Annotated in this window: 14 protein-coding genes; 3 read left to right on the top strand and 11 right to left on the bottom strand. The window is 61.3% G+C overall.

The genetic code is table 11. The features are described 5' to 3' along the window. Positions 1-29: 29 nt before the first annotated feature. The 9 genes from A7X12_RS11705 to A7X12_RS25945 form a co-directional block, all read right to left on the bottom strand. Entirely contained in the window at positions 30-1,235 is a 1,206-nt protein-coding gene (locus tag A7X12_RS11705) for an aspartyl protease family protein (RefSeq protein WP_064311814.1), read from the bottom strand. A 331-nt stretch (positions 1,236-1,566) separates the two neighbouring features. After that, positions 1,567-1,755 (bottom strand): hypothetical protein, encoded by a 189-nt coding sequence (locus A7X12_RS25950; protein WP_269747816.1) that lies wholly within the window; start codon positions 1,753-1,755, stop codon positions 1,567-1,569. A 110-nt stretch (positions 1,756-1,865) separates the two neighbouring features. Continuing rightward, complete coding sequence (locus A7X12_RS11700) at positions 1,866-2,303, bottom strand: DsrE family protein (RefSeq protein ID WP_064311813.1); 438 nt, start codon at positions 2,301-2,303, stop codon at positions 1,866-1,868. Between the two features lie 199 nt (positions 2,304-2,502). Then, positions 2,503-3,459 (bottom strand): MBL fold metallo-hydrolase, encoded by a 957-nt coding sequence (locus A7X12_RS11695; RefSeq protein ID WP_064311812.1) that lies wholly within the window; start codon positions 3,457-3,459, stop codon positions 2,503-2,505. A gap of 69 nt (positions 3,460-3,528) precedes the next feature. Further along, on the bottom strand, positions 3,529-4,995 hold the full coding sequence (locus A7X12_RS11690) for a catalase (protein ID WP_064311811.1): 1,467 nt from the start codon (positions 4,993-4,995) through the stop codon (positions 3,529-3,531). Between the two features lie 88 nt (positions 4,996-5,083). Further along, on the bottom strand, positions 5,084-5,911 hold the full coding sequence (locus A7X12_RS11685; protein ID WP_064311810.1) for an alpha/beta fold hydrolase: 828 nt from the start codon (positions 5,909-5,911) through the stop codon (positions 5,084-5,086). 265 nt (positions 5,912-6,176) lie between these two features. Beyond that, positions 6,177-6,995: an AraC family transcriptional regulator gene (locus tag A7X12_RS11680; RefSeq protein WP_198162016.1), complete on the bottom strand. Its 819-nt coding sequence runs from the start codon at positions 6,993-6,995 to the stop codon at positions 6,177-6,179. Positions 6,996-7,234: 239 nt separating this feature from the next. Beyond that, entirely contained in the window at positions 7,235-8,437 is a 1,203-nt protein-coding gene (gene hemA, locus A7X12_RS11675) for a 5-aminolevulinate synthase (RefSeq protein ID WP_064311808.1), read from the bottom strand. A 715-nt stretch (positions 8,438-9,152) separates the two neighbouring features. Further along, positions 9,153-9,641 carry a hypothetical protein gene (locus A7X12_RS25945; RefSeq protein ID WP_232318481.1) on the bottom strand — a complete coding sequence of 163 codons (489 nt, stop codon included), beginning with the start codon at positions 9,639-9,641 and terminating at the stop codon, positions 9,153-9,155. An 869-nt stretch (positions 9,642-10,510) separates the two neighbouring features. Between A7X12_RS25945 and A7X12_RS26780 the strand changes: the two genes are divergently transcribed. Then, the gene (locus A7X12_RS26780) at positions 10,511-10,792 is read left to right on the top strand and encodes a DUF6894 family protein (RefSeq protein ID WP_157105580.1); all 282 of its coding nucleotides are present in this window, start codon (positions 10,511-10,513) and stop codon (positions 10,790-10,792) included. A 409-nt stretch (positions 10,793-11,201) separates the two neighbouring features. Here the strand turns inward: A7X12_RS26780 and A7X12_RS11665 are convergent, their stop codons facing one another. Beyond that, complete coding sequence (locus tag A7X12_RS11665) at positions 11,202-11,906, bottom strand: DUF6118 family protein (protein ID WP_064311806.1); 705 nt, start codon at positions 11,904-11,906, stop codon at positions 11,202-11,204. A 2-nt stretch (positions 11,907-11,908) separates the two neighbouring features. Then, entirely contained in the window at positions 11,909-14,932 is a 3,024-nt protein-coding gene (traA, locus tag A7X12_RS11660; RefSeq protein ID WP_064311805.1) for a Ti-type conjugative transfer relaxase TraA, read from the bottom strand. A 172-nt stretch (positions 14,933-15,104) separates the two neighbouring features. Here traA and A7X12_RS11655 point away from each other — a divergent pair, with 172 nt between their 5' ends. Both A7X12_RS11655 and A7X12_RS11650 read left to right on the top strand, forming a co-directional pair. Continuing rightward, positions 15,105-15,428: a conjugal transfer protein TraD gene (locus A7X12_RS11655; protein ID WP_064311804.1), complete on the top strand. Its 324-nt coding sequence runs from the start codon at positions 15,105-15,107 to the stop codon at positions 15,426-15,428. A 13-nt stretch (positions 15,429-15,441) separates the two neighbouring features. After that, complete coding sequence (locus A7X12_RS11650) at positions 15,442-15,657, top strand: conjugal transfer protein TraD (protein ID WP_232318480.1); 216 nt, start codon at positions 15,442-15,444, stop codon at positions 15,655-15,657. Positions 15,658-15,739 lie beyond the last annotated feature (82 nt).

The raw sequence follows: 15,739 nt of genomic DNA, 5'->3' as shown, positions 1-15,739 counted from the left end.
GTAGATCAATTAGGCTTCGAAAATTGGCCTCAATAAAAGTTGCGCGCGGTCAATCGACGTATGGATCCATCGCACATCTTGAATTTCAGTTTCGTTCCCGGTGAAGATACACCCCAAGTAGTATTCGTTCCTTGTGGTATCGTTTTGTTTCGCTCTACGCGACTCACAGCACAAATACGTTCGCCAGATTTCCATCCTGCTCCGGCCGCAGGGCTGTTGGCCATGACGTGGATTATACGCCATGCTCCATCTTTTCGCTCTGATTGAATGCCTATGGTTGCGCGATCTGGCGCTTGGCTAACTTCCGTCGACGGGAGGTAGAAAAATGTACTCGCTGGGAAGTCTAGCACTGCATGTAGTTGACGCAGCAGGTCTATGCCAATCAGGCCATCCAATTTCCATTGGGTAGGCAGTCCACCATCGGCTTCGATCTCGGTCGGGATATTTGATAGCTCGGACACGCCGAATTTCATTTTGGTCGGAACGGCCAGTGTGCTGATCGCGATCCCACCCAAGCCTGCACTTGCAACGGTCGTCGTCGGGTTTCGATCGAAGAGGCCTGTGATCGTGGCTGCATTCTTCGTCAGCATCAAGCCGCCATCGTAACCGGTGTCTACACCCAATCGCAGCACATGACCCTCGATATCGATAACGATGTAGCTGTGATAGCGATCGGGCGTGTAGAGTAGCCGCGCCGTCGCCGCTTGCGGCCATCGAATGCCTGTCGGCGCAAACCGCCAGTGGCCGGCCCCAAGATCCAGTTCCAACGAGCCCGCACCGATAACATTCATACCGAGCGCCATGTCGACAGGTCGCGAGAGCGCGCTCTTGATTCCCGAAAAGTCCGCTGCGAGCGTCTGCAAGCGGTGCACGTCGTAGCTTGGCAGCGACAGCTCTACGACAGGTCCAAGCGCCGCGCTTGTCGTTCCCCCGGTCGCAGCAACGCGCAAAGTTGGCTGGGCTTCGGCGCCGTTGGAGAATTGCTTGATCCACCCAAGATCGAGCGTCGTAAACGTAACCCCGGTATCGACCATGACGGCAGCACGACGCCCTTCGATCGTCGCTTCGGCGAACAACGGCCCTGCCTTGGTGCGATCATAGCTCGACCAGGACGCGGCCGGATCGGCGGGGGGGCGATAGGAGATCGTCGTCTCGGGCTTCGGCGCATTCTGTGCCAGCCCGCCGCTTGCCAATAGCAAGAACGGCGAAGCGAGCATGGCTTTCCTGATCTTCATGTCGCTCCCGCAGCAAATCTAGCCGCATCGTGTGACTCAGGTGTCGACAAATTGGCAAGTCCCGCCCTGATAGCACGAGCACCGGCGGCTGAGCCGATGTGACCGGGCCCGCTGCGTGCGCAGCGGGTCCGGGGACAGGAGCCGGGAGTGTGGGGCATCAGCGGGGGCAGCGCTGCGCTGTGTGGAGGGCTCCACGCAGCCCCCGCTGCCTCGAGCGGGTTGTGCCATTTCTATCTGGCTGCGGAATGTGCCTTTTCTAACTGGCGGCAACAAAAAAATTTCAAATTGTAAGCGCAACGTACAAATGTCACTCATCCGCCAGATAGAGATGTCACAATCTCTGGTCGGCGCCTTCCGAGTGGCATGCCGCCCGAGCAATTGGGGGCACGCTGATGATGGTGGTCGCGATGATGACATTCCAGCCACGTTCGCCGAAGAGCCGGGCAGACGCCAGCCCGAAGCCTGACGAACAACCGGTGATGAGAACTGTTTTTGCCACGCTCGGCTCCTGATGCTGAATATGGGTACCGCTTGAGAAGCCGGCGCTTGGCGCAACAGCCGTTCTCTCGGGTCCCGGATGACGGTATCGTTCCCCGTCGAGGCGCGATCATTTCCGACCGCCGCGAGACCTCATTCGGTAATCTTGACGAACCCCTGCTGAACAAGCTGCGTCGTCCGCGCCATGGCGTCGGTATTGACCTTGATGTCGGGGAGCAGGTCGGCGTTGACCCAACCGTGCGCCTTTGCCGTGGCGCCGCACAGTTCGACCCGGACACCGCGCTGGATAAGGCCAGCCACGAGCACTCTATAGGGGTTGCCGGTGGCGATGTTCCGGTTTCCGTCATAGGCGTGGTCGTGGAGCGTGACATGGCCGGCATTGGTGTGAAAGACGGCGACCAGATCCGATTTGGCGCCCCAGGCGGCAATGTCGTCAACGATCAGTTGGAGATGGAACAACGACGCGGGCAAGTCGCCTTCGAACGCGAGCGCGCCGATGCTGAAGACCATATTCACATCGGTAAGCTTTACCGCAATATCGATATGAAGCGTGCGGACGGGCGTGGTCATAGGAAAATCCTTATTGGGGCGATGTGCCCGATGTGGATAATTTGATCTTCGGGGCGTGCGGTCGGGAGGGGGGCGACGGGTCAGCCCCGACGATCTCCCTCATCCCTGTCGGGCCTCGGAACTCAGGAACAGGGTCTTGGCGCAGGGAACGCTACCGTCAGAGCCCCCCATGTGCGGGAAACTCTATCCGGGAGGCGTTTCAGACGCCGCGATAGACGAGCGCCGTGAAGAGCTTGCCGCTGATGACGGACTGGCCCCATTTCGCATCGAGATCCTTCGTCGGCGTGGCAGCCTGGGCCTGCTCGACCGTCAGGCCCTTGCGCTTCAGCGCTGACACCCGGTTGCGGATCGTCACCAGCATATCGCGAAAGGCGGTCTGCGACTTCAGATCGCCAACCGGGCCATGGCCAGGCACGATGATGGTGCGCGCCGTCGCCATCGCGATGTTTGCATTGGCCGAAGCGATCGCCCCGTCGATGCTGCCACCACCGACATAATCGATGAACGGATATTGCCCGTTCCAGAAGGTGTCGCCGGTCGAAAGCACATCGGCCTTGACGAAATAGACCGAAATGTCGCCATCGGTATGACCGGCCTTGTAATGGCGGATACGAATGGTCTCGCCATTCTCCTGCAATGTCCTGTCGCCCTTGATGACGATGTCGGGAAGCTCGGCGACGGGCTTCGGCCGGAACGTATTGCCCCATTCGACGACGCGGATCGTCTCCTTCAGGCGTTTAAGGGCAACCGGATCGGCCATGATGCTCGCGCCCTGGGCGCGCACCCAGCCGTTCCCGTCGGCATGGTCCCAATGCCAATGGGTATCGACCGCCACGCGGATCTTGCCTGGGCCGATCGAGCGCAGTGCATCGAGGATCATCGCCTGCGAGACAGCAATGCCGGTGTCGACGAGGAAAAAGCCATTGGGTCCGGCCATCACGGTGATGTTACCGCCCGAACCATCGAGCATGCTGATGCCGCCGCGCAGCTTATGAACATTGATCGGACCGGCCTTTGCGGCGGCGTTGATCTGGCTGAACGGCGTCGAGATAGGCGTCTCGGTCGGTGCGACCTGGGCCAGCGCCAGAATGGGAAAGGTGAGAGACAGCGCCACAAAGATGCGGCTAGCGCGCTGAGAATTAAGAGAGTTTTTCATGGTGTATCCTTGGTTCCGACAGAAGACCTGCCACATCGAGTGAGGTTGAGGACGCCGCACCAGCGGCGATCAGTTTGGTCTCAGCTGCTGCAGGCGTTCGAGCGCGTCGCGAACACCGTCGCCGTAGGCAGGGTCGGCGCGTGCGCAGTTGGCGATATGGCGGTCCTGCACTGGGTTCGTTGCCCCGCCGATCGCCCGCGCAGTGTCCGCGAACAGGGCCGCCTGCTGGCCGGCGTCCATCATCCTGAAAAGATTGCCGGGCTGTTCGTAATGATCGTCATCGAGGCGGTGATCCCAGTGCGCGGCGGCACCGTGTATCTCGACCGGCGGTTCCGCGAGATCGGGCTGGTCGCACCATTCGCCGCGGCTGTTCGGATAATAACTCGTCGCACCACCCATGTTGCCGTCGGTGCGCATCTGGCCATCACGGTGATAGCTATGGAACGGGCATTGCGGCGCATTGACCGGAATGTGGTTGAAGTTGACGCCGAGCCGGTAGCGCTGCGCATCGGCATAGGCGAACAGCCGGGCCTGCAGCACCTTGTCGGGCGAATAGCCGATACCGGGAACGATATTGGCAGGCGAGAATGCCGACTGTTCGGTGTCGGCGAAGAAGTTCTCGGGGTTGCGGTTCAGCTCCATCACGCCGACCTCGATCAGCGGGAATTCGCTGTGCGGCCACACCTTGGTCAGATCGAACGGATTGAAGCGGTGCACGCCGGCCTCCGCCGTGGTCATCACCTGGATGTACAGCGTCCATCGCGGGAACAGCCCGTCCTCGATGCTGTCGTAAAGGTCGCGCGTATGCGTCTCGCGGTCGCCGGCGATCAGTGCGCCGGCCTCGGCATCGGTCAGGTTCTCGATGCCCTGCTGCGTCTTGAAGGTGAACTTGACGAATGTCCGCACATTGTCGGCGTCGATGAAGCTGTAGGTGTGGCTGCCGAAGCCGTTCATGTGGCGAAAGCTGCGCGGAATCCCTCGCTCGCTCATCGTGATCGTCACCTGGTGCAGCGCCTCGGGCATCAGCGTCCAGAAGTCCCAGTTACTATCGGCGTTGCGCAGGCCGGTGCGCGGGTCGCGCTTGATCGCGTGGTTGAGGTCGGGGAAGCGCAGCGGATCGCGCAGGAAGAATACCGGCGTGTTGTTGCCGACGAGATCCCAGTTGCCCGCCTCGGTGTAGAATTTCAGGGCGAAGCCACGAATGTCGCGCTCGGCGTCGGCCGCGCCGCGCTCGCCGGCAACGGTCGAGAAGCGGGCGAACATCGGCGTGCGCTTGCCGATCTCGGAAAATAGCGCTGCCTTGGTGTAGCGCGTGATGTCGTTGGTCACGGTGAAATGACCGTGCGCGCCGCCGCCTTTGGCGTGCATCCGGCGCTCGGGAATGACCTCGCGGTGGAAATGCGCGAGTTTCTCGAGCAGCCAGACGTCTTGCAGCAGCGCGGGTCCGCGCCGGCCGGCGGTTTGAATGTTCATGTTGTCGATGACCGGGCTGCCGGTCGCGTGGGTCAGATGGCTCGGCGGCTTGGCGTCGGTCATGGCTATGCTCCCACAGCGCCTTGGCGCTGTATCAGGTCTCGACGGTGGCCCGGGCGAGCGAAGCCGATGCTCCGCCCGCCCCGCCGGCTCAGCTGCGGATGAACGCCAGGATGTCGGGGTTCAGCACGTCGGCATGGATCGTCGCCATGCCGTGCGGATAGCCGGGATAGGTCTTGATCGATCCGTTCTTGAGCAGCTTGACGGCCATCCGCCCGGTCGTGTCGATCGGGCAGATCTGATCGTCCTCGCCGTGCAGGATCAGCACGGGTTGATCGATAGACTGCAGGTCGGCGGTGAAATCGGTGTCGGCGAACGCGGTGATGCAGTCATATTGCGCCTTGATGTCGCCAACCATCGCCTGCCGCATCCAGTTCTCGGAGACCGCGGGCAGTACCTTTGCACCCGCCCGGTTGAAGCCGTAGAACGGTCCGGTCGCGAAACCATTGTAGAAGTCCGCGCGGTTCGCGGCGGTGCCCGCGCGGATGCCATCGATCGCCTCGGGTGGAACGCCGTTGGGGTTGGTCGCTGACCGCGACAACCGTGGCGGGATCGCGCCGATCAATACCGCCTTGGCGACGTGGCCGCCACTACCGTACTTTGCAACGTACCGGATCGCTTCGCCGCCACCGGTCGAGTGCCCGATATGGATCGCATCGCGCAAACCGAGATGCGCGGTGACCGCCGCGACATCGGCGGCGTAGGTGTCCATGTCGTTGCCGCTCGAAGCGGGACTCGAGCGACCGTGGCCCCGGCGGTCGTGCGCGATAACGCGAAAGCCCTTCGCCGAGAAATACATCATCTGCGTATCCCAGTCGTCGCCGCTGAGCGGCCAACCGTGATGGAACACGATCGGCTGACCGGTGCCCCACTCCTTGAAGAAGATCTCGGTGCCGTCCTTGACTTTGATGGTGGTCATGATTTTTGCTCCTGAGGTGCGTAGGTGGGCGCGTCGGGGCAGGGAAAGGGCCGGCTGTGCCAAGGCCATGCCAGCGACAGCAGTGGCGCCAAGCAACACGTCGCGACGTGAGCCGACCATGGTAGCGGCAGTGGCTTGATCGGCGTTGTCTGGCATATTCCGAGCTCCGAAAGATTTGCGACGACCATGCCGCCGCCAATCTCCTATCGTGCTCACCCCGCGGGGGATCGAACGCCCGCGCTATTCTGGAACAATACGGCTGTTTTCATTGCCCGGCACGCTGGGCACGCTGCCACGACCCGGGGGGCGTACCCACTTGGCGTGCGAACAACCGGCCAAGATGGCTCTGGTCGGCAAAGCCACATGAGATGGCAATTTCGGCCAGGGAAACGTCGGTGTGTCGAAGCATGTCCTTCACCCGCTCGACACGATGGCGTTGAAGCCAGGCAAAGGGCGACAGCCCGGTCGATGCCTTGAACGCGCGCGAGAAATGACTGGGGGATAAGGCGCAATGCTGTGCGAGGTCGGCTAGAGAGATGTTGGTGCCGAGGTCGTCTCCAAGCGCCTCTTTCGCTCGGCGAACCTGCCAGGGGGCAAGACCTCCGACGCTTGCCCGCCGCGACTTCATGCCCCCGTAGCGCGTGGCGACGTGGGACAGCAGTGTCAGCATAAGATGCTCTCGCACGAGCCGATGATGCGCATCGGGATGGGAAAGCAGATGGAGGACGCTCGGGTGCAGGCCGTCCAGCACCGGATCCTGCTTCGAATCCCTGGACTGCGTGGCAATCCAGTCAATCGGCGGAACATCGTTGGAATCTGCGAGCGCAATTAGAGCAGGTCGTGGAACATGAATGAGCAGGAAGTCGAAGCTCGTGTCGATATGCGCCAGGGTATCGAGATGAAGATCGAAAATCTTGAACGCTGATTTCTTTTCAGCAGGTCTTTGCGTGTGCCGACCGTCGTTCCAGACCTCATAGCTGGGCAAGTCGCTCAGCTGGTACGCGATGACAAAAGCGTCCTCCGCCTTGGAGGACAAATAGATCCCAGTCCCGAGTTCCAGGGAGTTGACGCGACTGATGATCATATCCGCCCCCCCTATGCCGGTCACCAGCGAACGGATGGGTCCGTGGAAAGGGTTTATCGACTCCGGTAGCGCGCTCATAAGCTAGCCTTCCCGATGATCGCCTTTTTGCTCCCATCAGACGGGAAAGGCGATTTTTGCTAAGTCCAAATTTCGGTCGAACAAACCCGATACGAACAGGCCTGGTCGCGGGTCTTACTGCCAGCGCGAGCGACTACGCTCCGGACTGGGGGCTCCGGCGATCACGCTGCGCGCGCTATCGCTGAGAGTGCTGCGCGCGCGTCTACCATGGCCTCGACAAGCGCCTGGATATCGGCCTCATCGTGCGCCGGCGTCGGCGTGATACGCAACCGCTCCTGCCCAACCGGTACGGTTGGATAGTTGATGGGCTGGACGTAGATGGCGTGCCGTTCCAGCAGGAAGTTGCTCAATCTCCGGCAGTGGTGTGCGTCCCCGATCAGAACCGGGACCAGATGGCTTTCCGTGGCGCTCAGCGTGAAACCCGACGCGCGCAATAGCGTCTTTACGCGCGCCGCATCGGCTTGCTGGCGTTCACGCAGGGTTGGATCCGCCTTCAGATGGCGGGTCGCTGCGGGCGCTCCCGCGGCGAGATGCAGACAGAGGGACGTCGTGAAAATGAAGCTGTCGGCGAAGCTGCGGATCACGTCGATCAGCAGTTCTGGCCCGGCGATATAGCCACCCATCACACCGAACGCCTTGGCGAGGGTTCCTTCGATCAGCGTGATCCGGTCGCCTACACCCTCACGCTGCGCGACCCCACCGCCGGTCGCGCCGTACATGTCGACGGCATGGACTTCGTCCAGATAGGTCAGCGCTTCATAACGGTCCGCGAGGTCGCAAATTGTGGCAATCGGCGCGATGTCGCCGGCCATCGAATAGACGTTTTCGAAGGCGATGATCTTCGAGCGATCGCAATCCACCGACTGGAGCAGCCGCTCGAGATCGACGAGGTCATTGTGCGCGAAGATGAAACGCTCGGCACCAGAGCGCCTGATCCCCTCGATCATCGAATTGTGGTTGAGCGCATCGGAAAAGATCGCGCAGCCCGGCAGCAATTTTCCGAGCGTGCCGAGGCTGGCGAGGTTCGAGATCCAGCCAGAGGTGAAGATGAGCGCCACCTCCTTGTCGTGCAATCCGGCCAATTCGGCCTCGAGCTCCACATGGTGACGGTTGGTGCCCGAGATGTTACGCGTTCCGCCCGCCCCGGCGCCAGCAGACGCGATCGTCTCGTGCATAGCGGTCAGTACTGCAGGGTCCTGGCCCATGCCAAGGTAGTCGTTGCTACACCAGACAGTCACTTGCTTGGCGCCGGCCGCGCTGTGCCAGATGGCATTGGGAAAGGATCCGACGACGCGTTCGAGCTCGACGAACGTGCGATAGCGTCCGTCGTTTTCGCGGTGTGGAACACCTGACCGCTTTCCCATCCGCTCAACCTGCCGTCATTCGCGAATGACCTCAACTGGGCGGGAGCCGCCATGGCGGAAAATGGTGGAAAGCCGCCGGTCTGCTCACGCCAAAGTAGCGGCACCCGCTAAATCATCAGCAGCTTCCGTAGCCCGGCGCCGCAGCCGTCCCCCACCCTGAGGTGCAGGGGTGACCTCCGCGATCAGGCGATAAGATGCTTCAACAGCCAAGTTCGCAAGCGGGGCGAAAGGAAGGTGCATAGGTAGAGGATCAACAGGCACCCCGCGGGCAAAATCCAAACTGCCAGCACGAGCCACAGCAACCGGATCATGAGTTGGCGGGCTCATGAGCCCTATCAGAAACGTCGTGATATAAGAGAACGCCCGGTTCCCACGCCGGCACGCCGTGCAATCGCGCCGGGGCCGCGTCCAAGGCCCTAATACGATCGGCGTAGGCTGCCGCAAGCGCGTGATGCGCCAATCGCGCCTCTGGGCAGGCAGCGCGCGCTGCATTGGCAATCGATAGTTGATATCTAAGATAGATTTCGTCGCGTCGCATTGGCGAGCCCTCCAAACCACCAGCGGGAGCGCACAGTCTCTCAGCCGTCTGCGCCTAGGTTCGCTTGCCGACGATATATGGTAAGTCGGTAGGAGCACTTCTATCTACAAGGACTAAGCCAAAGAATAATTAGGCGGTGCACCAGATTTATGCGCATATTAGTTTGACAGACGCAAATTAGGTTTTTGGCGCACCTGTTATATCGAGCTGCGACGCCGCCAAATTTGACGATATGGTTATGGTTTGTCCGAGCAAGCTGTGTTGGCGGCCAAGCTGGCTTAGAAAGGTAAAAACGTTGTGTTCGACTTGAGCGCGGCCAGGTGATGTCGCAGCGCTTGCAGCCAGAAGTGCTGGGCCCTCGGGCATGGCATCGAGCTGGGCTTCGCCTTCGCGGCGCCCGTGGACGTCTCCGCCAGTCAGGCGCAGTATGACCGGACGGCCGTCAACGTCGACGATGGCATGGGCCTTGATCCGGAGGCAGCCTCGGCGAGGCGCCATGCAGCGGTCTCCATTTCCCCTGTGTTTATCCATCTTACCGTACTGGTCGACCAGATACAGGTCGAAGATCCGCTTAAAGGCGGCGTGCGAATTTCCTACTTGCTGATATGGAGGGCGGTTAGTCTCGATCGGTTCGGCTAGCGGCGCAACCGCATTTGGCTTCAGCAATATCAATCACGCGAAGAAGGTCTTCGAATGCGTTTTTGCTGTCGATGGGGTAAAGGCGGCTTAGCGAAACCCCAATGCGGTCGTACGCTCTTTTGCCTTCGAGGCTCTGGCCACGGCACGCTCCCACTCGGACATGTTGACTTTGCACCATCTATCAGCGCGGGGTGCGCCTTTCGAACGAACAGACAGGTTGTCACAAAGGTCCGACCATTGACGAGTTGTCGGACCGATCGCGTAAGCCGGCACGTTGAAATGTTCGATGATGCGCACGACCTGCCATGGCGCAAAATTGGCCTGAAAGCTTTTGATGACGATCTCTACAATTTACCGGTGCCGCGGATCGTTTTTCTTTGGACATGAAGCGTAGTGGCGTGATTGCCCCAAGAAAAACGAGTATCGCTGTGCGTCTTTTGTTCAAATAATCTTTTCCGTATATGAAACGTAAAAATAGGACTGGCACCCAGGCCAATGTCGTTCAATCCTTATTATAAATGCTTTTCTGAAGATGATTTGCATCAATTTATGGGCTAGCTTATATCGTAGATTCAACGCATATAGAAAGCTCGAGCTTTTATTCGCTCTCTGAAGTGGATTATTTATGCCTGAGTTTCGCTTATATCGCCTTCGAGCCGATAATAGCGTAATCGATCGCGTTGATTTTATCGGCCCCGACGACGCAGCTGCAACCGCGGAAGCCATTCGCATTGATCATGCTGAATATATAGAAATCTGGAATGGTTCGCGGATGGTGTCGCGAGTCGCGCCGAAGGAATCTCGGACAGCCGAAATCACTTGATAAGCGGATTCGCAGACGAAACATAATCGGTTGTGAAAGCGAAGTAATTTTTAGTGATTAAAATGACAACTGCATGAAGCATGAGTATGTAATTCCGACTTTCCGATACATCACGAATACGTCGACACCGTCTACTAGCATTGAGTCTGTGGATCTGCCAGATACCGATTCCGCGAGGAATAATGCGGTTGTTATTACAGGCGATATGCTTGCCAAAATTGACGGGGAGTTTTGGGAGGATAGCGAATGGCAGCTCGACGTGACCGATGAGCGCGGACTGATACTCTGTAGCATCGTAGTTCTTGGTATCGCATCGGCGGCGGGTCAGCCTCCGAAAGAGCGAACAGACGAATGAGCCTGCCTCTCGCCTGGTCAAGATTGAGTGAATCTCATTTGAATCGTCAGCCCATTGCTGCAGGGTAAGCCCTTCCTTCAGTGCAGTTCAATTGATGTCGGCTTTTGGCTAGCGACGCAGGGATCTGAACGTCGGCAGTTGGGCGCGAGCTGCCGGTCCGCTTTCTCTCCCGAAGCTGCCATCGACCCCCTACCCGATAGCACGAGCACAGGCAGTTGAGGCGGTGTGACCGGGCCCGCTGCGTGCGCAGCGGGCCCGGGGTCGGGAGCCGGGAGTGTGGGGCATCAGCGGGGGCAGCGCTGCGCTACGAGGAGGGCTCCACGCAACCCCCGCTGCCAACGGCGTTTGTGCCATTTCTATCTGGCTGCGGAATGTGCCTTTTCTAACTGGCGGCAACGAAGGAAAATCTTCAATCGAGCCTAGCGTTCGAAATTTTGATGGAGCAGTTCACCGTGCCACTGAGCTGCTCGGCGCGTTTCCGGCACCCTTGAAGAACGTCAGCGTTATCCTTTGAAAGCCGCGCTGCCTCAGCCAACGCACGCGCCTCCGGCGGGTTGGCAACCTGCATGAGCCGCACGCCGGCGTCCCAAGGTGTGCGCCTGAGCAACGCAGCGGCCCGCGCCTCTGGCCAATGCCAACTCTCGGGCGCGAGCTGAGCGATAACCGTTGGGACGGCGGTGCCGGAAGCGAAGCCCACCAATAGTGCCAAAGCCGCCGCCCCCGCGATCCACAGCCGCTGGGTCTCCGCGGCGTGGGCCGACGCGACAATCCCCTTCAGTTCTCGCACGGTGCCGGATAGGGTCTGGCTGGCGCCGCTCCACGCCCGATGGTCGTCCGCACGCCCCTGCGCGCCAGCCGCTTCGATCTGCTTGGCGACCTCCTGCGGCGTCAATGTCATCGCCGGGCGCTTGGCGAGGATGTTGATCGCACCGCAAACCTTCTCATAGCCGTCGCGGATCTTCTCCAGATCCGGGCCGTAGTCGCGCGCATGCAATTCCTGCTGCCGCGCGGCGAAGCCATCGATTGCAGCGGTTAGCCCCGCAAGCTTGCGCGACATGTCGTTGAACGCCTGGACGGTCTGGTCCGGCTCTACGGGAGGTTCGTGGATACCCATGGCTACATTCCAATCCCTAGGCCCCGATCGCGATCGATCGAGAAGGTGAGCTGGCGGATGATCGAACGGGTGCGGGCATCATCGCCGAGCGCCTGACCGACACCGCCATCGCGGCTGCCCGGCGACCATTCCGGAGACCATTGCCGCCCGAACAGCTGACTGCCTCTGCGGCTGAGCGCGGCGCCTAGGGCCGGGTCTTTCTCCAGCCCCTTCGCCATCGACCGCATGGCGTTTTCGACGCCGGCGCGCTTCTCTTCATTCTCCCACCCGCTGAGCTTGCCCCGCCGAGCCTGAAGCTGCTGCCAAGCCTGCACGAACCGGTCCGCGCGCAGTTCGGGGTTGGTGCGCACCTCGGCTTCGAGCTGCATCTGGCGGATGGCATTGGCGGTGCGACCATTGGCCGCTTCCCTGACCAGGCCCGGCGTTCGCTCGAACGCCATATCGAGAGCTTGGGCGCCGTGGGGATGCAGCCCGTTGATCGCCGCGGCGGTGCGCGCAAGGGCCGCCTTCTGAACTTCGAGGGGCGCACGCCCCTGCCCGGTCATACGGCCTGCATCCTGCACGGCACGCGCATAGCCTTCGACCGCCCGCTCCAGTTTCTGGGTTGCTGATGCCTCGGGCGCAGTCGCCGACGTCGATAGCTTGAGCCCGTCGAAGCGCAGCTTGGTTGGCGCGCGTTCGGGCTCGGGGATGGACAACCGCAACCCGTCGAACATGCCCCGTCGCCGTGCAGGTGCAGGTGCGCTGCGCTCGGGTTCGGCGAGCGGCTCCCTTGCAAGCGTATCGAGGATGCGCGACCGCTCGACGCCGCGCCGTGCGGCGAAACGCTCGGCAGCGGCATCATAGTCGAGGGCATTGTCCTTGGGCCGGTCGCGCGACAGGGTGCGGGCAAGCTTGCCCTGGTCAGCGAAGTCGTCGCGGCCATAATAGAGCTGCACCGCGTCGCGGTGACGCGAAAGCGCGACATAGGCAGCGTGCCGATCAAGGCCCGGCGTTGCCAGCACATGGACGCGATCGACGGTGACACCCTGCGCCTTGTGAATCGTGGCGGCATAGCCATGGGTGACGTCACAATAATTCTTGTGGTCGAAGGCGACCTGGCGACCATCGTCGAGCCGCACGGCCATGCGGGCGTGATTGATCTGTTCGATGGTGCCGAGACTGCCATTCTTCACACCCAGGCTGCGTTCGTTGCGCAGGAACATGACCCTGTCCCCGGCGCCGAACAAGCGTTCTCCGCGGGTGGTTTCTACTGCAATATCAGCATCTAATGCCCCACTGCGGTTCATCGCGTTCCGGGCCAGCGCATTCAGTTCATCGCATTCCTGGTTGGTGTGGGTCAGAATCATGCGCGACGCCGTCGGATCGGCGATCCGCTCGCGATCCCAACGCGCGATCAGCGTCGATCGGGCATCCACTCGCGTCTCCGAGTCGACGACCATGCCGGCCTGGGCATAGGCCCCCAGCGCCTCGGCCGTGCGGCCGGTGGCAAGCTGGCGCGTTGCCATGCGCTGCCAGTCTTCGCGCTGCCGACGAATGTCGGTGATCTCGATTGCACCATGCCGCTCGGCCACCGATCGGAACGCCGCCCCCGCCTCGATCGCCTGCAACTGCTCGGGATCACCTACCAGCACCACCTTGGCGCGGCGCTTCTCGGCTTCGGCAATCACCCGCTCCATCTGGCGGGTGCCGATCATGCCGGCTTCGTCGATCACGAGGATCGACCTGTCGGTCAGCAGCTCCCGCCCCTGCGCCCATTGATGTTCGGTGCTGGCGATGGTGCGCGACGCGATGCCGGAGCCGCTCTCCAAATTCTCGGCGGCGATGCCGGAAAGCGCCAAGCCCTGCACCTGATAACCGGCACTCTCCCATGCTTCCCGCGCAACGCCGAGCATCGCCGACTTGCCGGTACCCGCATAACCGACGACGACGCCCAGATCTTTGCCGCTGGTGACATGATCGAAGGCGCTGCGCTGCTCGCTCGACAGAATCAGCCCGCGCATCTCGGCGCGTGCCAAGGCAAGCTTGCGATGCTGCTCGTCCATGCCATGGCCGCGACGGGCGTCGAGCTTCACGGTCGCGCGCTCCAGCCGCGCCTCGGTCTCGATCATATCGCGGCTGGTAAAGCGTTCTTCGCCGCGTCCGTCCTTGCCCAGCTTCACCAGGTCGGGCGACGCGCGCACCGCCGCCATCACCTGATCGAACTGCTCTTTCCCTTCGCTGTACCGATGCACGAACATCGCCAGATCGCGGGTGGTGAAGGTCGCCTGGGTGCGGGTGATCGCGTCGAGCGCCAGCGCCGGGTCGGCGAGCAGTTTCTCACCATTGGCGCGCGCGATCTCGCGATGCTCTTCGAGCCGTTCGGGCGACAGCCCCTGTTCGGCCATACGCGCCGCTGCCGGGCCGATCTTGTGCTGCGGCTCCAGCTCGATGCCCTGCGCTTCTAGCGAGCGGTGATCGACACGTGCATCGATATCCAATTCGGCCAGCCGCGCATTGACGTGCCCGGCCCAGCGCTCGCGCCATTTCTCCAGCAGATCGGTGCGGTTCCAGTCGCGGTTCTTGTTGCTGAACCCGTCCGCATCCACCTCGCGCAATGCCAGCATGACATGCCCATGCGGCTTCGCTTCGCCATCGGCGCCGATATCCCAATGGACATTGAGATCGGCGACCATCCCGCGGTCGACGAACTCGGCCTGGACGAAGTCGCGCGCGAGCCGAATGCCCTCGGCCTGGTTCAGCTCGCGCGGGATGGCGAATTCGATCTCGCGGGCAAGCTGCGCGTCCTTGCGCAGCTCCACCGCTTCGACGGCATTCCACAGTTCTTCGCGATCGGCGAGATGCTCGGGTGCGCCGTCCGGCAGCAGCACTTCGGAATGCACGACGCCGGCCTTGTTGGAGAAGTCGTGGTGCCGATCGAGCCGTTGGTCGTGCAGCCGCGAGGCGGAGCGATACGCGGCAGCGGCAAGCGCCGACGATCCGCTGGCGCGACTGATGATCTTGGCCGAGAAGTGGTAGATCGCCATAGCGACACTTCACGTACACTAAAACAAGCGACGTCGGCACGACGTATAAGCGCGCGCTCAAAAGATTTCATCTTTTTCGCGACGTGATCATCCCAAGATGTTTCACGACATTTGCGCTTATCGACGCAGTTCCTAAATCACCACGCATCATCCATCAACTGCGGAGGGTTCGATGCGCAAACCGCGTGACTTTGATTCGGAGCTGAAGGCGCTCGACAACAAGGCGCGACAGCTCAAACAAGCCAAGCTCCAGCAGCTTGGCGAGCTGGTAGTCGCGACCGGTGCCGATGCACTGCCGGTCGAGCAATTGGCAGGCGCGCTGCTCGCCGCTGTCAGCGTGTCCGACATGATCGCTCGGGAGGACTGGCGCCAGCGTGGCGCGACCTTCTTTCTGCGACAGGGGAAAGCTCGCGGCAGCACTCGTTCGCGTGCGGCATCGCCTGCGGCAGCTGACAGCGGCGCGGCACCGCTTGGAAGCGCAGCGAGCGCGGAATAACACGCGGGACTGGATGGTGAAGCGCCGCGAACGAACGCGCCAACTGATCGAACTGGGTGGGCTGGTTGCCAAAGCCGGATTGGTCGAACTCACCGACGATGATCGCGCCGTATTGTTCGGCGTCATGATCGACGCTGCTGCCACGCTGAAAAGCCAACGACGCGATCACGCGCTGACCTTATGGCGAAGACGTGGGCATCGGGCGTTTGAGCAGCTGCAGAATGAGTAAAGGCGTAGCGTTTTCCAATATATTTTAGCAGACGGAAGACGCACGCTCCTATAATCAAACTGCCGGCAGCATGCCGCAAAAC

Source organism: Sphingomonas sp. TDK1, from assembly GCF_001650735.1.
GTDB lineage: Bacteria > Pseudomonadota > Alphaproteobacteria > Sphingomonadales > Sphingomonadaceae > Sphingomonas.
Note: the sequence above shows the minus strand (reverse complement) of the source record. Positions and strands in the feature narration are given on the sequence as shown.